Annotated in this window: 15 protein-coding genes; 7 read left to right on the top strand and 8 right to left on the bottom strand. The window is 43.7% G+C overall.

What is annotated here, in order from left to right; translation table 11 throughout:
• Positions 1 to 24: 24 nt before the first annotated feature.
• The 5 genes from VPNCDNU1_RS08750 to leuA form a co-directional block, all read right to left on the bottom strand.
• Positions 25 to 810: a DUF547 domain-containing protein gene (locus tag VPNCDNU1_RS08750; protein WP_104399995.1), complete on the bottom strand. Its 786-nt coding sequence runs from the start codon at positions 808 to 810 to the stop codon at positions 25 to 27.
• A gap of 114 nt (positions 811 to 924) precedes the next feature.
• The gene (gene leuD / locus VPNCDNU1_RS08745; RefSeq protein WP_104399994.1) at positions 925 to 1527 is read right to left on the bottom strand and encodes a 3-isopropylmalate dehydratase small subunit; all 603 of its coding nucleotides are present in this window, start codon (positions 1525 to 1527) and stop codon (positions 925 to 927) included.
• A 13-nt stretch (positions 1528 to 1540) separates the two neighbouring features.
• Entirely contained in the window at positions 1541 to 2941 is a 1401-nt protein-coding gene (leuC, locus tag VPNCDNU1_RS08740) for a 3-isopropylmalate dehydratase large subunit (protein WP_104399993.1), read from the bottom strand.
• Positions 2942 to 3116: 175 nt separating this feature from the next.
• Positions 3117 to 4208: a 3-isopropylmalate dehydrogenase gene (gene leuB / locus VPNCDNU1_RS08735; RefSeq protein ID WP_104399992.1), complete on the bottom strand. Its 1092-nt coding sequence runs from the start codon at positions 4206 to 4208 to the stop codon at positions 3117 to 3119.
• A gap of 129 nt (positions 4209 to 4337) precedes the next feature.
• Entirely contained in the window at positions 4338 to 5891 is a 1554-nt protein-coding gene (gene leuA / locus VPNCDNU1_RS08730) for a 2-isopropylmalate synthase (RefSeq protein ID WP_104399991.1), read from the bottom strand.
• A 446-nt stretch (positions 5892 to 6337) separates the two neighbouring features.
• On the opposite strand from leuA, the gene VPNCDNU1_RS08720 reads away from it, so the two are divergent.
• The 4 genes from VPNCDNU1_RS08720 (at position 6338) to VPNCDNU1_RS08705 (ending at position 12555) form a co-directional block, all read left to right on the top strand.
• Positions 6338 to 7030 carry a TetR/AcrR family transcriptional regulator gene (locus VPNCDNU1_RS08720; protein WP_104399990.1) on the top strand — a complete coding sequence of 231 codons (693 nt, stop codon included), beginning with the start codon at positions 6338 to 6340 and terminating at the stop codon, positions 7028 to 7030.
• A gap of 3 nt (positions 7031 to 7033) precedes the next feature.
• The gene (locus VPNCDNU1_RS08715) at positions 7034 to 8344 is read left to right on the top strand and encodes an efflux RND transporter periplasmic adaptor subunit (RefSeq protein WP_104399989.1); all 1311 of its coding nucleotides are present in this window, start codon (positions 7034 to 7036) and stop codon (positions 8342 to 8344) included.
• Positions 8341 to 11445 carry an efflux RND transporter permease subunit gene (locus tag VPNCDNU1_RS08710; protein ID WP_104399988.1) on the top strand — a complete coding sequence of 1035 codons (3105 nt, stop codon included), beginning with the start codon at positions 8341 to 8343 and terminating at the stop codon, positions 11443 to 11445. Before VPNCDNU1_RS08715 ends, VPNCDNU1_RS08710 begins: the two co-directional genes overlap by 4 nt.
• 309 nt (positions 11446 to 11754) lie before the next feature.
• Positions 11755 to 12555 carry an SH3 domain-containing protein gene (locus VPNCDNU1_RS08705; protein WP_167404753.1) on the top strand — a complete coding sequence of 267 codons (801 nt, stop codon included), beginning with the start codon at positions 11755 to 11757 and terminating at the stop codon, positions 12553 to 12555.
• 56 nt (positions 12556 to 12611) lie between these two features.
• Here the strand turns inward: VPNCDNU1_RS08705 and VPNCDNU1_RS08700 are convergent, their stop codons facing one another.
• The 3 genes from VPNCDNU1_RS08700 to VPNCDNU1_RS29310 all read right to left on the bottom strand — a co-directional run bounded on the left by VPNCDNU1_RS08700 (position 12612) and on the right by VPNCDNU1_RS29310 (position 15636).
• Positions 12612 to 14132, bottom strand: a complete 1521-nt coding sequence (locus VPNCDNU1_RS08700) for an ABC transporter transmembrane domain-containing protein (RefSeq protein WP_104399986.1) — start codon at positions 14130 to 14132, stop codon at positions 12612 to 12614.
• Positions 14129 to 15187 carry a molybdopterin guanine dinucleotide synthesis B family protein gene (locus VPNCDNU1_RS08695; RefSeq protein ID WP_104399985.1) on the bottom strand — a complete coding sequence of 353 codons (1059 nt, stop codon included), beginning with the start codon at positions 15185 to 15187 and terminating at the stop codon, positions 14129 to 14131. Before VPNCDNU1_RS08695 ends, VPNCDNU1_RS08700 begins: the two co-directional genes overlap by 4 nt.
• Positions 15188 to 15360: 173 nt before the next feature.
• Entirely contained in the window at positions 15361 to 15636 is a 276-nt protein-coding gene (locus tag VPNCDNU1_RS29310; protein WP_371410782.1) for a hypothetical protein, read from the bottom strand.
• A gap of 246 nt (positions 15637 to 15882) precedes the next feature.
• On the opposite strand from VPNCDNU1_RS29310, the gene VPNCDNU1_RS08685 reads away from it, so the two are divergent.
• The 3 genes from VPNCDNU1_RS08685 to VPNCDNU1_RS08675 are packed head-to-tail and all read left to right on the top strand — an operon-like array spanning position 15883 to position 18695.
• Positions 15883 to 16545 (top strand): response regulator transcription factor, encoded by a 663-nt coding sequence (locus VPNCDNU1_RS08685; protein ID WP_104399983.1) that lies wholly within the window; start codon positions 15883 to 15885, stop codon positions 16543 to 16545.
• Positions 16532 to 17893, top strand: a complete 1362-nt coding sequence (locus tag VPNCDNU1_RS08680; protein WP_104399982.1) for an ATP-binding protein — start codon at positions 16532 to 16534, stop codon at positions 17891 to 17893. Before VPNCDNU1_RS08685 ends, VPNCDNU1_RS08680 begins: the two co-directional genes overlap by 14 nt.
• Positions 17880 to 18695 (top strand): SH3 domain-containing protein, encoded by an 816-nt coding sequence (locus VPNCDNU1_RS08675; protein WP_237324106.1) that lies wholly within the window; start codon positions 17880 to 17882, stop codon positions 18693 to 18695. The genes VPNCDNU1_RS08680 and VPNCDNU1_RS08675 overlap by 14 nt, the downstream gene beginning before the upstream one ends.
• The last annotated feature ends 15 nt before the right edge of the window (positions 18696 to 18710 follow it).

Here is an 18710-nt window from a genome sequence, read left to right as displayed (position 1 = left end):
GGTTCGCATTTCCATAGTCTCAAGTTATTGCTTGTTAAGATCCCAATCGTAGTCGTACTTGATATTGCTGTCTGTCGTTAATTCCAAGTCAGGGCGATATTGTTTCAAGTGAGCAATAACGCCAGCTTCATTTCCGCCAAAGTCAGCAACAAACCACTCGTAGATGGAAGACAGTTGGGCATCATTTCCGTTTATCACCACACCTTTGTTATTGTTCACAAAACTTGAAGCAGCTTGCTCTAGTAGCGTTTCTGTATTTTCAGCTGTAAACGCCGACAGTTGAAGGTTAGGGCAGCCAAGGCTTGCGCAATTCACAGCATAGTGGGTACGCGGATCATTCCATATAGGTCTTAGAATTCGGTGCTCAACGTCGTTCAGTGTCAGATCTTTTCCTGCAATATTAACGACGTTGTCTCCCCACGGACCAAAAGTGAATAGACCCCCTAATTTGGTGATCGATTTAATTGGATAGTTATCGACGATCAAATCTACCGTGATCGCGTTATACAAATTTACCCAGTAAGCGTATTGCTGGGCTTTTGAGTAATCACGCGGGTCAAGATTCGCTAGATTTTTTATATAACCTTTCAACGCTTTCTTATCAGAAGAAGAAATATTAGCGTAATCAAATAAATGATGCTGACCAGAAACCGCTAAGTACTTGTTAAGTATAGAATCCCAAGCTTGATGTGAAATGGTCGCATTATTGGTTTCATTACTTTGATTCCAGTATGCCCAAAGGTCAGATTTTGGTGCCGCAAACGTTAGGCTCGAAAAAAGAAGAATAAATACAGTAAATAGAGTTCTCATGATGGCTTCAGGTTTCTTAAGTTAATTTAGTTAGTATAGAAGACCAAGGGCAATCAGAAATTCTTTCGTGTAAATAAAAAAAGCCCCATTAGGGGCTTTCATTGATGAGCTTACTTAAGCTAAAAAGTTTGGTATTTTTGACTCAAACTCAGAGATTTTTTCTTCGTGTTGAAGCGTTAATCCAATGTTATCTAAACCATTCAGAAGGCAATGACGGCGAAATTCATCAATCTCAAAGCCGTATTCATTACCATTAGCTCGAACCTTCATAGCTTCAAGATCCACTTCCACTTGCGCACCTTCGTTGTTGTCCACAAACTGGAAGATTTCATCCACTTCTTGTTCTGTGAGGCGAACTGGAACCATCTGGTTGTTGATTGAGTTGCCGTAAAAGATATCGGCAAAGCTCGGCGCAATCATTGCTCTAATTCCGTAGTCTGCCAACGCCCAAGGCGCGTGCTCACGAGAAGACCCACAACCAAAGTTTTCTCTTGCGATTAAGATAGAAGCACCTTTGTATCTCGGTGCGTTCATGACAAAATCTGGGTTTGGCTGTTCACCGGCATCGTCCAGAAAGCGCCAATCGTGGAATAAGTGTTTACCAAAACCTAAGCGAGAGACTTTTTGTAAAAACTGCTTTGGAATGATGGCATCGGTATCAACGTTGGCTGCATCTAAAGGAACAACCAGACCTGTATGTTGCTTAAAACCTGACATGATTACTTCCCTATTAATTCAATTCACGGATATCGACAAAACGGCCAGCAATCGCAGCCGCAGCGGCCATGGCAGGGCTCACTAGGTGAGTTCGACCATCGCGACCTTGGCGTCCTTCGAAGTTACGGTTACTGGTTGACGCACAACGCTCATGTGGACCTAGGCGATCGTTATTCATGGCTAGGCACATAGAGCAGCCCGGCAAGCGCCATTCAAAGCCCGCATCGATAAAGACTTTGTCCAGTCCTTCCAACTCGGCTTGAGATCTAACTTGCTCCGAACCCGGAACAATGAGTGCTTGTACGTGGTCTGCGACTTTATTGCCCTTAGCAATCGCAGCAGCGGCACGCATATCTTCAATGCGCGAGTTAGTGCAAGAACCAACAAAGACTTTGTCGACTTTGTAATCAGATAGTTTTTTACCAGCTTCAAGTCCCATGTAAGCCAGCGCTTTTTCAGCAGATGCTTTTTCTACAGGGTCGGCAAAGCTTTCAGGTTCAGGAATGGTGGCGTCGACTGCAATCACTTGCCCAGGGTTGGTTCCCCATGTGACTTGAGGTTTGATCTCGGTAGCATCAAGAGTGACAACGGCATCAAATGTTGCATCACTGTCGGTTTTCATTGATGACCAGTATTCAACCGCGGCATCCCAATCTTCACCAGAAGGAGCAAACTTTCGACCTTTAATATAGTCAAAGGTAGTTTGATCAGGTGCGATTAGACCCGCTTTCGCACCCAGTTCGATGGCCATGTTACAGACCGTCATTCGACCTTCCATTGTGAGATCGGTGATGGCTTCACCACAAAACTCAACCACGTATCCAGTGCCACCCGCAGCGGTTGTTTTACCAATGATGGCTAAAACAATATCTTTAGCCGTTATGCCTTCAGCTACTTTGCCTTTCACCTCGATTTTCATCGTTTTGGCGCGGGCTTGTTTCAGTGTCTGAGTTGCAAGAACGTGTTCAACTTCCGACGTACCAATACCAAAGGCCAAAGAGCCAAAAGCGCCATGGGTAGCAGTGTGTGAGTCACCACAAACGATGGTCATTGCAGGAAGAGTGATTCCTAGCTCAGGTCCCATGACATGCACAATGCCTTGGTATTTGTGATTGATGTCGTAAAGCGTGACACCAAACTCTTCACAGTTCTTGGACAGCGTTTCCATTTGGATACGAGCCATCTCACCAGAGGCGTTGATGTCTTTTGTTTGGGTGGATACGTTGTGATCCATAGTGGCAAACGTCTTGTTTACTTGACGAACTTTTCTGCCTTTTTCACGTAATCCATCAAACGCTTGAGGAGAGGTGACTTCGTGTACTAGATGACGGTCGATGTATAAGATCGGGTTTTCGCCCTCTGCCGCAACCGCGACATGAGCGTCATAAATTTTTTCGTATAATGTTTTCGACATTGCTTCTTCCTTGAGCGAAGCGCTCTGTATTTCTCTATCTTAAAGTTAAGCAGAAAGTGGTCACTGAACGGTTAGTGGCACACCTTCATGCTAACTTTGAACTGTCTTGTAGATTAATCTGTTTTGCGATTTTTTCCGTCCGTAAAAACGATGGAATTATGACGCGTTAACATGACTATGCGTTAACTATGTATTGAGCAATCTTGTCGCCCATTTCCGATGTAGATAGCGCAGGTTTGTTCCCCGCTAAATCACCTGTTAACTCACCAGCTTCAAGCGCTTTTGATACGGCGGTTTCAATATCGAGTGCAGCTGCTTCTTCATTTAAACTATAACGTAGCATGAGCGCTGCAGATAAGATTTGAGCAACAGGGTTTGCAATATTTTTACCTGCTATATCAGGAGCGCTTCCGCCAGCCGGCTCATACAAACCAAACTTGCTTTCATTCAGGCTAGCAGAAGGGAGCATACCCATTGATCCTGTGATCATGGCACACTCATCTGAAATAATGTCACCAAAGATATTGGAACACAGCATGACATCGAATTGAGATGGATCTTTGATTAACTGCATGGTGGCGTTATCGATGTACATGTGAGAAAGCTCGACATCAGGGTAGTCTTTTGCGACCTCTTCAACGACTTCACGCCATAAGATTGAACTCTGAAGTACGTTTGCCTTATCAATTGAGCAGACTTTTTTATCTCTTAAGCGTGCAGATTCAAAGGCAATTTTGGCAATACGCTCTATTTCGTAACGATGGTAAATCTCAGTATCAAATGCTTTTTCGTTTGGTCCTTCACCTTCACGACCTTTTGGCTGACCAAAGTAAATACCGCCAGTCAATTCACGTACAACAACAATATCAAAGCCGTTACCAGAAATGTCTGCACGTAGAGGTGAGAAAGATTCTAAGCCTTTGTGTATTTGGGCTGGACGAAGGTTACAAAACAGTTGGAAGTGTTTACGTAAAGGAAGCAATGCACCACGTTCAGGTTGATCGTTAGGTGGAAGGTGTTCCCACTTAGGACCACCAACCGAACCAAATAGAACGGCATCAGCATTCTCACAGCCTTTTACTGTGCTCTCTGGTAGCGGACAACCATGGTTATCAATTGCAATACCGCCAACATCATGCTCTTCACGCGTAAAGGTGATGCCATGTTTCTTTTCAATCGCATCCAGTACCTTATGAGCCTGTTGCATGACTTCCGGACCAATTCCGTCTCCCGGTAATACGGCAATGTTGTAGCTTGAGCCTGCCATGGTGAAATATTCCTTGTTAGTTAAGTTGTGTTTGAATTTTGAGAGTAAGCAAATTTAGTGTTAGAGAAACTAGGCAGAAAGACGCGTTATGCTCGCGATGATCAATTCTGCCTATGCTTTACCCTGTTTTTATACTGTCTCTATCTTATCTTTTTTTTGCTTAATGTCAGCAATTTGGTCTGCACGATGAATACTGTTAATAACATGCAGCAATGCTTGACCTGAAGCTTCAATAATATCGGTGGATACACCCGTGCCGTGGTATTTTCTGCCTTTATAGTTGGCAATAATGTCTGCTTGACCTAAACCATCTTCGCCTTCACCTTTTGCAGTGAGATCGAATTTATCCAATACAATGTCATACCCTGTTAAACGGTAAATACATTGGTAAAGCGCATCAACAGGACCGTTACCAACCGCAGCTTCGCATTTTTCCTCATCACCACACTTCAATTTTATGCTGGTGGTTGCCATTAAGCTTCCAGACTGGACGCTTAAATAATTCAGTTTGAAGAAATCATCTTCTTCACGAAGGTTGGCAAAATGCATTAATGCTTCTAGGTCGTAATCGAACACCTGTCCTTTTCTGTCAGCAAGTTTTAGGAAGTCGGCGTAAAGTGTGTCTAAATTGTACTCGTTTTCGCCATAGCCCATGGTGTCCATATGGCTTTTAACCGCAGCACGACCACTTCGGCTCGTTAAGTTCAATGCTTGATTTTTCAGACCAATCGACTCAGGCGTCATGATTTCGTAGGTATTTTTGTTCTTCAACATGCCATCTTGGTGAATGCCTGAAGAGTGGCTGAATGCGTTAGTTCCGACAATGGCTTTATTACTTTGAATCGGCATGTTGCACAATTGGCTAACCAACTTACTGGTGCGGTGAATCTCTTCGTGTTTAATGGCAGTTTGCACACCCATTAACTCAGAGCGCGTTTTCAAAATCATCGCCACTTCTTCTAGTGCACAGTTACCTGCGCGCTCACCGATACCGTTAATGGTTCCCTCGATTTGACGAGCACCGGCTTGAACTGCGGCAATAGAGTTCGCGACGGACATACCCAAATCGTCGTGGCAGTGAACTGAAATGATGGCTTTATCGATGTTTGGAACGCGGTTAAACAGCGTTTCTATAATGCCTGCGAATTCACCTGGAATGGTGTAACCAACGGTATCTGGAATATTAATAGTGCTGGCACCAGCGTCGATAGCGGCTTCTACCATACGACATAGGTTATCGATTGGGGTACGACCCGCATCTTCACAAGAAAATTCTACATCATCGGTATGCTGACGAGCTCGCTTTACGGCTTGTACGCCCATCTCAACAACATCTTCGTAGCTGCGGCGCAGTTTATCTTGGACATGGACCGTTGAGGTTGAAATGAAAGTGTGAATTCGAAACGCTTCAGCCACTTTCAATGCTTCTGCAGCTACATCAATGTCTTTCGCAACGGCACGAGAAAGACCACAGATACGGCTATTTTTAACATTTTGGGCAATGGTCTTTACCGACTCAAAGTCACCCGGAGAAGAAACGGGGAAACCCGCTTCAATCACATCTACTCCTAAACGCTCGAGTGCATAAGCGATCTGCAGTTTTTCCTTAACGGTTAAACTTGCTGACAAAGCTTGTTCGCCATCACGCAAAGTTGTATCGAAAATAATGACTTGATCGCTCATGTTTGCTGTCCTTTTCCTGTTGGTTAATCGTTTTCTGTCCGCAGATGCCGATTTTTTATTTTCTTAAGCTATAAAAAAACCCGCATTTGAATGCGGGTTTTGAGAATCTTATGTGGTTATTTTTCTTCCACTGCCTACCCGCGCGATCGATTCACGATAAGGAGGAGGCTTAGCAGGATAGAAAAACGAGATGTCATGTAAAACATTTCCACAAAATTAAGTTAACAAATTAGTACCGTACTCCTGATGATGCGTCAACCTTTTCGTTGTTTTTTTCTGCATATCGGATCAGTTCCGAGGTGAAATCCCATAAACGTGTCGAATTTAACAAATTCAAACCTGAGTAAATTAATTATTCAAATGATTAAATAATGATTAATTATTCTGCTATCGTGATGAAATTTTGGCCTCTATAATTATTCAGATGAATAATTCTGGAGATTGAAATGAGCCGAAAAGTTGGGCGTCCTGCCGAAAAAACTGATGCCAGAGAAAAGCTTATTTTAGAAGCAAGGAAACTTTTTACCTTGCATCCTTATGAAAAAGTGTCGACCCGCTTATTGTCTGAGAAAGCTGGCGTCAATATGGCAATGATTCGATATTACTTTGGTAGTAAAGATGGGTTATTTGAAGCCATGCTGAGAGAAACACTAGCCCCCATGAAAAAACATGTTAGCAATATTGTTGGGCACGGAAGTGATAATGATCGTGCAAGTGATAATAGTGCTGAAAGTAACAAAAGTGGCAGTGATTTCACCGGCATTATGAAAACTTACTACAGCATGATGGTGAAAAACCCTGATTTTCCGCGGTTGGTTGCCAGAATCATGATGATGGAAGAAGGTGCCGTCCAGCGTCAGATGATGGAAAAAGTATTCATGGAAATCGCGATGCCTGCTCAGAAGCTCATTTTCCAATCGATGCAAAACAATGGTGTGATAAGAGACGATCTTGACCCCATGCTGTGTAAGGTAAGTTACATCAGCTTAATGGTATTCCCATTTATCGCCCCTCCTCAGCTTTTAAAAATACACGATGTCACGTTGGATGAAGACTTTCTTGCAAGGTTGCTAGAGCACAACTTGCAACTATTGTCCCGTGGCTTTTTATCCTCCCCCCTTGAAAATAACAAGGAGTAATCGATGGCGTTTAACCGTAAATTACTGTTCTTTCCGGCGTTAGCTGTCGGTGTCATTATTCTTATCCTCGCTGTAAAACTGAGACCCACTCCTCCGACAAAACCGGCTGGCGATCGTGCTCGATTAGTTGAAACCATGCCGCTTGAACTAAAGGCTATGGCACCTGTGGTGATTGGTTTTGGTAAAGTCACCCCTAAATTGGAGTGGAAAGCTATAGCGGAGGTGTCTGGTAAAGTGGTGTACAGGCACCCTCAACTGGAAAAGGGGCGAATGCTGCCAGCTGGAACGGAAATTCTAAGAATTGATCCACTGGACTACGAATTAAAACTGGCACAGACCGAAGCCGATCTAAGTTCAAGTAAAACCCAGTTAGCGAAACTCGATCTTGAAAAAATTAATTTAACCAACACCTTAAAGATCGAAGAAAACCGTCTGGCAATAAGCAAAACAGAATTAAACCGTAAGAAAAATTTGCGTAAAAAAGGGCTTACATCCCAGTCGGATGTGGATCAACAAACTCAGTCCTATTTATCTCAGCAAAAACTTGTTCAAGATATGCGAAATCAACTCGCTCTTTTTCCTGATGAACGAAAAGTAGCTTTAGCGCAAGTGAAAGTGAATTCGGCGAGGTTAGACGAAGCCCAGCGTTCTCTAGACAAAACTTCGGTTGTTTTGCCAGAAAACCTACGTATTGCAGAAGTCGACATCGAACAAGATCAAGTCGTCAATTTGCAACAAACGATGATTGTTGCCCATGGTGTCACGACGATGGAAGTGGAAGCGCAGTTACCTCTTCACGACATGAGAACACTGATTTCTAGCCTCAGCACATTCAATAAGGATGAGTATGGGAACCCAATACCAGCTACAGAGGAAATACGGGCGAATATTGAGTTAACCAGTGGAAGTCTAGCCGCCAACTGGGATGCTAAAGTAGCGCGAGTCAGTGAAACGGTCGACCCCAATCAGGCAACGGTAGGTGTAATTTTGGAGATGGAGCAAGACTATCGTCAATTAAAGCCCCAGAACTCTCCTCCATTAGTGAATGGTATGTTCGTAAAAGCGGAAATCATCGGGCAAGAGAACCCAAGCTGGGTGATTCCGGAACGAGCTCTACATGGTAATCGAATTTATATTAAAGATGAGCACAATAAGCTACGGATTAAAACCGTAACAGTGCTCTACCGCCGTGATAACCAAGTGATTGTAGATGGCGACCTAGAACAAGGTGAAGCGTTGATTTTGAATGACTTGCTCCCAGCGATTGAAGGGATGCAACTCAAGACAACGGAAGCAGTGGAGGTATTGGAATGATTCGATTTTTTGCTAGACACCCCACTGCCGCTAATTTGTTGATGCTGGGGCTTTTGATTATAGGAATTACGTCACTACCCAAGTTAAAGCGTGAGACATTCCCTGAGTTTTCTCCACCATTTATTATGGCGGGAGTTGCCTATCCAGGAGCTTCACCTCAAGAAGTGGAGGAAAGCTTGTGTGTGCGGATGGAAGATGCCGTTGATGGGCTAGCCAATATTGAAGAAACTCGATGTGAAGCGGTAGAAGGTTCAGCGCGATTGATTCTTAAGCTGAATGAAAGGGCGGATATCGGTCGCATGCTGGTGGATGTTCAAACTCAGATTAACTCGATAAATGATTTCCCAGATGAGATTGAATCACCTGTTGTAAGGGAAATGGATTGGAATGAACCTGTTGTTGATGTTGCTATTACAGCCGACACCACTTGGCCGGAGCTTAAAGCGTATGCTGAGCAGCTTAAACGTACCTTGAAGTTGGATTACGACGTTTCGCTGGTAGATGTAAGTGGCTTTTCTGATCACCAATACCGAGTGGAGCTAGATACCATCGCAATAAGACAATTAGGGCTAAGCGTTGGTGATATTGCAGAGCAAATTGGCAGGCAGAACGTCAAGCTTCCTAGTGGGAATATAGAAACACCGGATAAAAATTTTCTTATTCGTTTTGACGAACGAAGCATCACGCCCAATGAGCTGAGCCAAATCGTGGTTGGTTCAGCACCGAATGGTAGTGTCATCAGGTTAGCTGATATTGCATCAATCACCGACAGGTTTGAGCTGGATGAACAAAAAGTGCTGTTTGATGGTCAGCCTTCTGCCGTACTGAAAATCAGTAAAAATAAAGAAGATGATGCATTAAGAATAAAAGATCAGGTTGCTGAATTTGTTGAAGCGCAGCGAGCGGTAGCACCAGATGGCGTCACACTGGAATTAACCAACGATCTCTCTTCTGTTCTGTGGGATCGACTCAGTATGATGCTCTCCAATGGTTGGCAAGGGATCGTGTTGGTGTTTGCGACAATGTGGCTGTTCTTTAGCTTTCGCTACTCGTTTTGGGTTGCTGCCGGTTTACCAGTTGCTTTCTTGGGCGGCATGTTCTTGATGGCAAACCTAGGGCTCTCCATTAACATCATGTCTTTGGTTGGGCTGTTGATGGCGATTGGTATCATGATGGATGATGCCATCGTTATTGCAGAGTCTATTGCTTCGCATTTGGATCGTGGGCAAAGTGTTGATGAAGCCGTGTATAACGGTGTACGTAAAGTCTTTCCTGGTGTGTTGTCCTCCTTTCTAACGACTATCTGTATTTTTGGTAGCTTGCTGTTTCTTGAAGGAGAGATGGGGGCAGTGCTCCGTGCGGTTCCTCAAGTACTCATTTTGGTTTTGTGTTTAAGCCTTGTCGAAGCGTTTTTGATTCTACCGAATCATTTATCCCACTCATTGCACAAGCAAAAAAATGATCGTCCACCATTAAAATTCAAGCGAGTACTGCTTGAACGTTTTGAGAGTTTCCGCAACAACCAATTGGTATCTGCTGTGACCAAAGTGGTGGAGTGGCGTTATGCCTTTTTAGGAGGCGTATTGGCGACCTTGCTAGCATCTGTTGCCATGTTGGCGGGTGGTGTAGTGAAGTTTGTACCGTTTCCTGATTTAGATGGCGACATTGCAGAGGCACGCATCATTCTTCCTCCAGGGGCTTCGTTAAGCCAAACCGAGGCGGTCGTTGATCATATTGTGCTAGCGGCAGAAAAGCTAAACCGCGATTGGAGTGAACGAGTCGAAGGTGGAAGAACGTTAGTTCAACATGTCACTAGCAGTTATAACGTCAATGCAGATGCAGACGAATCAGGTCCGCACTTGGCTACGGTACGGTTAGATCTTCTGGGGGCAGAGTCGCGCAATACTTTGATTGATGAATTTGTCGAAGCATGGCGCAATGAAGTGGGAGAGCTTGCCCAACCAGTGTCACTTGTGTTCAAGCAACCTACGATGGGACCGGGCGGGCGGGCGATAGAGATTCGAGCCAAACATGATGACCTGTCGGCACTAAAATCTGCATCAATTGAAATGCAGAGTTATCTCAATGAGTTTGATGGCGTGCATGGTGTGTTGGATGATATGAGACTCGGCAAAGAAGAAATACTAGTGAAGCTGCGTCAGGGAGCGGAAACATTTGGGGTTAACGGGCAAATGATCGCTGGGCAATTGCGCTCTGCTTTTTTTGGTCAAACCGCAGATGAAATTCAAATTGGAGTGGAAAACATAAAGATCGACGTTCAGCTCGATAAAAAGCAGGCTGGCGATCTGCAGCAGCTCGCGAATTTTCCCATTATAAAGTCGGATGGCTCTCAAATTCCACTTGGGGCTATCGCCACATTAGATTTCCAACGTAATTATGTACGAATCCAGAGAGTGGATGGCTTGAGAACGATCAGTGTTTACGGTGACGTAGATAATTCAAAAGCCAGCTCGTCAGAGATTATTACCCAGTTCCAAAAAGAAGAAGCACCCAAGTTAATGGCGAAGTATCCAGGGTTAAGATTTGACTTCGAAGGTGAGGCAGAAGATGCCGCCAAAACAGGCAGCTCAATTGCAAGTGGGTTCTTGCTCGGTCTATTTGGTGTTTTCATTATCTTGAGTTACCAGTTCCGCAGTTACATGGAACCGTTTGTGGTTATGGTGGCGATACCCTTGGCGTTAATTGGTGTTATCTGGGGGCACTTCTTGTTAGGGCATTCTTTAAGTATGCCAAGCATCATGGGATTTGTTTCATTGGCAGGAATTGTTGTGAATGACTCTATTCTTCTGGTTCAATACATACGGCACCATGTTGATGAAGGTGATTCTGTGTACGAATCGGTGGTAAAAGCAAGCAGGGAGCGTTTCCGTGCGGTATTCTTGACGTCAATTACCACCGCTGCTGGTCTATTACCGTTGCTTATAGAAACGAGCCTTCAAGCTCAAGTGATACAACCACTGGTAATATCCATTGTATTTGGCATATTTGCCTCTACACTATTGGTGCTGTTTATGATTCCTGCTGCGTATGCAGTACTAGCGGATTTTGGATTGGTGCGTAAACACCAAGATATTCATTAACGCAGAAATCATAAAATATTCATGTAAAAGCAATAAAGGGGGAAGAATCCCCCTTTCGTCGTGATTTGACTCTAAAAATAATAATTTTGATGTTTGTTGCACTTGAATATCAATAGTATGTAAATACACCATATGCATATGTTACGATGGCTTATCTAAATGCATATCAAATCGGTTGCTCATTGGTTTTACCATGATTCTTCGCTTGGCTGGCAAAGAACGAAAAGCATGAGCGTTGATACCAAGAGATGCGTATTGAAGCAAGTAACACTTAGCTTGCCGAACAGAAAATATAAGGACCCAATATCAATGTCATGGCAGAAACGCAAAATTCAATTACGCCCACTTTCCATTAAAAGTCTTATCGGGTGTGCAGGATTGATCCTGCTGACAGGATGTCAAAGTACCGGAACAAATTCGAATGCAGCTTCTGCTAACAAAGTGTCTGGTAGTACAAGTTCAGGTTTGGTTAGTACGCAACTAGACGCGTTTTTGAGTCAGGAAGCGCGAGATCAATTCTTAAAGCAGTCTATTGAAGCTCTGGAATCTCAAGGCACCAATGAGTGGCAAGGCATTGATTCATCAAATAGCGCAAAATGGCTGATCAAAGTGGCCTCTCCAGAAGTTCAATCCGTTGAAGTTCATTACCCGGTTGAAGAAACGGTAGATACCGCACAAAATTTAACGTTTGTTGGTTTGACGCATGAGACGACAACAGCGCTTAATTTAAGAACGGGTCCAAGACAATCCAGCCAAAAAATTGGTCAGTTACAAAAAGGTGAAGCCTTTAATGTGCTAGCTCAGGCAAGCGGAAAACCTTGGGTTTTGGTTGAGCAAGAAGGTGATGTTCGCGGTTACGTACATCATGATTACATTACGCTAGCAGGTCCACCGCAGGATTTAATTGTTTCTAAAGTTGGGATCCAAAAACACTTAGAGACAGATAAAGAAACGTCCGTGTTAGCAGGCAGTTACGTATGCCGAGATTTACAATACTCATTCTCTCGTGATGAGAAAGTGCAGTTTGGCGAATTTACTGCGTGCCAGAAGCAGCAAGGCTCTTGGTATATTGAAGAAGGCAGTGCCCGAATTGTAAAAGCATCAAACTAAATTGGTGTGACTAAGTTGGTGTGAATTGTTGACTAGGGGGAAGCATATGCTTCCCCTTATTGTATTGTTTGCTCTGAATGAGTTAGCAGTAACGTAAAGGTTTCTGACCCGGCAAAGTTCTCTAATATATTTAAAAGGTCGGTATTGTTTAAAATAGACAGACGATCAAGCAATATTAATCTTGGTTGCAGGAGTAGTGAGCGAGCGATTAGTACTTTATCGGTTAATTCTGAATTGATACCTACGCCAAATTCGAGCACAGGCACATTCAATAGATCGAGGGATAGATCAACCACCTGGCAAACTCGTCGAATTTCTTTCTCTGTCGCTTTACGTTTTCCATAACGGATATTGGTTAGAATTGATCCTCTAAAGAGTTTGCTGTTGTCATTAATGTGAATGATGCTTTTAGAGATAGAATCTGGGTTTAGCCACTCCAATTTTCGACCTGACACAACGACCCCTCCTTCTATTGGCTGCTCATTTCCAGTCAATATTCGACAAAGCCGACTTCGCTCTGAACTTCGCCAACCCCTAAGTTTTATAACCTCACCAGAAGAAAATACTTGGGTGATGGATTCTGAATGAGCATCCATTTTTAACTGCTTTAACTTGATGCTGTGTGCCTGATTATGAGTTAAACGCTTGTCGCGATGGGGTCGAATTGCCATTGCATGTGACATGGCAAGCTCAAGCCTTTGTTTAGCTACGACATATGTGATGGCATATCCCCAACTGATCAATACTTCCCTCACAGAGTTGAACAACAGCCCTAAAACCAAAAGCAGCGTGGCGATATCTTCATTTTTCGTGTCTTGTTGCCATACGAAAGTGACAATCAAGCCTGCTAGTGTAACGGGAAGCCAAAATACAGTTTGCTGGGTCAAGAATGCTTGAAGAACAAATTCATTAACTGAAGTTTTGGCAAGTTTATCGCTGGCGCGATTTAATCTTCTGCCTTCACGTTTTATCTGCCTAAATTGATTGACGCATCGATACGAAACAATTCGCTCACATAAGTGCCCACTAAGCCTCCCTCGGTCTCGTCTAATATTGCGGGCTAAGTTAAAAAGTGTCGGGCTAATTATCGCAGTAACAATGAAAACAACGACAATAATCCCTGCAATCAATCCTCCAGTGTTTCCCCACAATGTTATCAGCAATCCCAAATAACCGAGTGTAGAGCATCCATGTGTAGCTAACTTGGCTGCACCTTGGCTTGCCCAATTTTTGATATTACTGCTGTCGGTAATGAGGCGCGTCATCATTACTCCTAACCTTTTGGGGGCTTGATAATCAGGAGCGGACATCAAAGTGATATAGAGCTGGTGGCGAACATCTTTTAAGTAGTGTTGACCTAAACGTTCAGCTAGGAAAGCTTCTACTAAGCTAAATAGGAAAATACTCACAGATGATGTGAGAAATAGGCTGAGTAGAAGCAAATCCCATTTGCTTTGCCAAAGATGTTTAAGCAATAACAGGCTAAAGATATTCAGAGAGGCAATCACCACTCCTGTCGCAACAAGAAGAAGTAGCCAGCGAGTTCTCACTCCCTGGCATAAGGGCGTTAGCTTCATGCCGAGATTTTTTCTTCTAAAGCAACGGGAAAGTTAAGTAGAGATTTGGCGATGCGCGGTTCGACTAATTGTTCCAATCCGTAAACAGGCACATCAATTTGCTTTGCTGCTTCACGGTGTGCCAATGGAGAGGCGCAAATCATGCCGCTGATTGCTGGAACGTAGTAACCCTGATCGGTTAACCATTGAGCACCTGATGTTGCGCCAAGAGACTCTCTGGCTGTAAATACAATGTTTCGGTAATTTGCTTTAAAACTTGGGTTTTGTAGCAAAGCACGAGTTTCGCGTTGGTATACGCCGTCGGCAATCTCTACGACGATGGCGTTACATCCTCGGTGAATAAGTTCAGCTGATAACTTTTCTACAATGTCATTAAGTTCGTTTAACTTAACGTTAAATGACGTTGGGTAGCCAGCGTCAGTAAAGTCAATAGCAGAGTGGGCTCCTGCGTCTTGCATTAGCCATAGATCGCCACCAGCACCAGTTCCTGTTACTTTCATTGCTCCAACTTGATAACCAGCTTTGGTTAGTCCGTGAATAATATGTGCTGCTGAGGTGGTTTTTCCGGCATTCATTGACGTACCAACCACCACTACATTGGGAATAAGTTGTGTTGTTGCTGGTGGATGGACAGAAAAATCAGATAAATTAATGATTTTTCCTTCTGCGTTACCAATGAGCCCTATTGGAGTGATTTCTGTAGGAAAATCAATTTTATGGTGCCAACTCAACGCCTTGCCTGCAATACCACCAGCGGCCACCATGTGGCATGGTTCCATAGAGTCTGGAACAATCGCTTCGAATTGATCGGGGGCGTATCGATTGCCGTATGCCAAAATGACTTCGTCGCCCTGGAATAAAGTGGCACGACGACCATCAACACGTTCGCTGCGTTTATGGTGTCCAAGCAAAGTGACTTTCGCTAACACAAGGTCTCCAGCTTTAGGTGTTTGAATGCCAGTAACAAGTGTTTGCATCAGCTCGATTGGTACACGTCGAGTTACGAAAGAACGTTTAGCGGAAACAATGCGTTGAGATTGGTTTAGTGAAATCATGATGCTCTCCAAATAAATTAGTGTGTTACTTCAACGGGGAGCCATTGTAGTGAGCAGTTGCTGACATAAAGCTTATAGAGCATGTAAGGTTTCAGTAAGCTTCTAAAAACCTCGTTTAACTTTTTGATTGTTATGGTTAATTAATTCTTACTTTTTAATTTTTTGGCTTTTTTCTATCCATGATTTAATGAAAGCCGTAAGCTCTTTGTAAGGTTGTCTTGGTATATTAGACGCTGAGAATTTTCTCGATAAAGGTATGTGAATTGAATAAACGAACCGCCATGTTCATTACTAGCATTTTGTTGATAACCGGATCGCCAAATCTGGTGTTGGCTAATTGTGAAGTAAAGCCATCCGCCAGTTCGTTTTTTAAATTTATGAAAGGCATGAAAGCAAAGGCGAAAAGTGCAGGGGAAACCTTGTTGAAAGCGTCTGCAGGAACAAGTGATTGTCAGCCCTCTTTTGAGTTGAAGGTTTTAGACGCACGAGGTCGAGTAGTGACCAGAGTCTACAATGCTGACACTTTTGAGCTGCTTGCTGAAGATAAACCTTTGCATACTGGTAGCTCGAGCTCTGATAGAGATAACAGTAACCAAAATAAAAGTGGCAGTTCAAGCGGAGGGGCATCTAGTGGCAGTGGTGATCGAGACGATGATAATGACGATGATGACGATGATGATGGCGACGACGATTAAATGAGAGCACTAATAGTAGAAGACAACATTCAAGCAGCAGGACAAATCTCAGATTCGTTGTCTGGGCATGGATTCATCGTGGATGTGACTCATGATGGCAATGATGCTTGGTTTCATGGTGACACTGAAGATTATGACATTGCTATTTTAGATCTTGGGTTACCGGGAAAAGATGGGCTGAGTGTTTTGATGGAGTGGCGACGTTCCGGTAATAAAATGCCCGTTATTATCCTTACCGCAAGAGATACATGGCGCGAGAAAGTTACGGGTCTTCGAGCTGGGGCTGATGATTATTTGGTCAAGCCATTTGAAATGGAAGAATTGCTTGCGCGAATTGAAGCGCTTGTTCGTCGATCAAATGGTCACGCCAGTTCCGTTTTAAAGTGCGGACAAATTGAACTTGATACCTCTACGCAACGAGCAACCTTAAAAGGGGCACACCTTGACCTTAGCTCTCTTGAATATCGATTGCTCGCCTATCTCATGAACCATCAAGGTGAAGTCGTATCAAAGTCCACATTGACCGAACATCTTTATCAGATGGACTTCGAGCACAATTCTAACGTGATTGAGGTGTTAGTGAATCGGGTTCGCAAGAAAATGGGAACAGGACACATTCAAACGCGCCGCGGATTGGGGTATCAGTTGAATGAGCAAGACTAGCCCATCACTGACACGAAAAGTTCTAAAGGCGGCACTCTGTTGGTATTTGATTGCCCTTTTGATGGTAGGTGGAATCTTACTGGCTTTATTTGAATTCTATATCCAAAAGCGATTTGACGAAGGAATTCAATCTCAATTGCATGATTTAGTCGCAGCAACCGAGGTGACAGCGAGTGGAAAGCTAGATTTGCTGTGGCAACCGAATAGCCCTCGATTTAACCAGCCATTATCAGGTTGGTACTGGCAGATTCTCGGGCAAGATAATGAAGTACTTCATCAGTCATTATCACTATACAGCGACTTGCCGACGCCACTTACCACGTTTGATGGTGACCAGCGCTACCATTGGGGCGAATTCGACGGACCACTGCAAAAACTGCGCTCTGGAATTCAAACCATTCAGTTCTCTAATGCCGATTTGCGATTGCAGTTTATTGTTGCAGGCCCTGTCTCAAACATTAATCGAGATGTACTAGCCTTTGCGCAGCCGCTGTTTGGTATTTTGGTGTTGCTTGCAGCTGTGATGGGGTATTCGTTGTTTCGTCAAATACGAATCCTTTTAAACCCAGTGACAGAGTTGGGTGAAGAAATTGCAGGAATTCGTCAAGGAAAACAAACGGAAATTAGCCGGACGCTACCAAAAGAGTTGCAAGAGGTCGTGAATGAGTTAAATGGCTTACTTCAACACAATAGTGCAATTCTAGAGCGCTCTAGACTGCAAGCGTCTAACCTAGCGCATGCATTGAAGAATCCTCTCTCGGTATTGCGAAATGAATTGAAAAAGCTTGATGCTAATTCAGTTGATGTGATGGCCGAACAGCTAGATAAGTTATCGCAGAACGCTCAAACACATCTTTCACGTGCCCGATTGGCTGGGTCGATGAATCATCTCGCTAGTCAAACCAATATTGCAGAAAGCTTGAGTGACATTCTTTTCTCTATGGAGCTGCTTTACAAAGACAAAAGCATCGACTTGAGTTTCCGTTGTCATTCCGAACTGTATTTTAAAGGCGACCAACATGACTTAGAGGAAGTGTTAGGAAACGTAATAGATAACGCCTGTAAATGGTCGAGAGGAAAGGTGTTTGTTGATGTCAGCGCATTTGAATATCAAGTGACAATTCAAGTGGATGATGACGGCTTAGGTATTTCAGAACAAAACAAAGATTCAGTGTTCAAGCCAGGGCAGCGTTTAGATGAGACAACGGAAGGCTCCGGTCTTGGGCTTCACATCGTACAAGACGTTGTTTTGTTGTATGGCGGAACAATATCGCTCCACGATTCACATCTTGGCGGTGCATGTTTTCAGATTCTACTTCCAGGAGGTTACCTCGATGAAAAGGAATAACATGAAAGGAAAGGTCATTCGAGGTGTATTGGTTGCCAGTGTTGGCTTGCTGATGTCTGGGTGTCAACTTCTATCTTCCCAGTCAAAAATTGAAAAGGTCTCTCGCGAAGTTAAACAATCACATGCACAAAATGTGGCTGAAATAAGTGACCACCTTGATCTGTATTTGAGCCAAACAAGTCGCGAACGATTTCTAAAACAAGTGACGAGTGCGCTTGAATCGCCATCAGAAACCCCTTTTGTTGGAAAAGACAAACATACTTATGCCTCTTGGACCATTAAAGCTAAGGAGCAAGATTGGCAAGCTATTGAGGTCAAACGCCCGACAGAAATAGGTGTTGTCACGGATGCTGATTTGGTTTTTATGGACATCCCTTATCGCTCCAACACAAAGCTTAATCTCAGGGGAGAACCTGGAACTCATGGGGAAAAGCTTGGCGTATTGAGCAAAGGTGAAGTGTTCAATTCGATGGCTCAAGTACTTGAAGAACCTTGGTATCTGGTCGAACAGAAAGGCGTCATTCGAGGCTATGTTCACAAGGATTATGTGACGACCAATGTAAGAAGTCGAAGTATCATTGCCACTCAGCCTAATCCGTTACTTTATCCTTACCATGACAAACAATCAGAGCATAAAACGGACGTACCAATTGAAGGGGTTTTAGGGATATATATATGCCGGAACCTGAATTATGAGATCCGCAAGAATGAAGACGTACTCGAAGGAAGTTTCAAAGCGTGTCGCAAGCAAAAAAACGTTTGGTACATCGAAACTCCAGAAGTTCGCGGAGGAACGAGCTAGCCTAGTCGAGCCGTT

Source organism: Vibrio penaeicida (assembly GCF_002933855.1).
Lineage (GTDB): Bacteria > Pseudomonadota > Gammaproteobacteria > Enterobacterales > Vibrionaceae > Vibrio > Vibrio penaeicida_A.
This window is presented reverse-complemented; position numbering and strand designations above follow the sequence as displayed.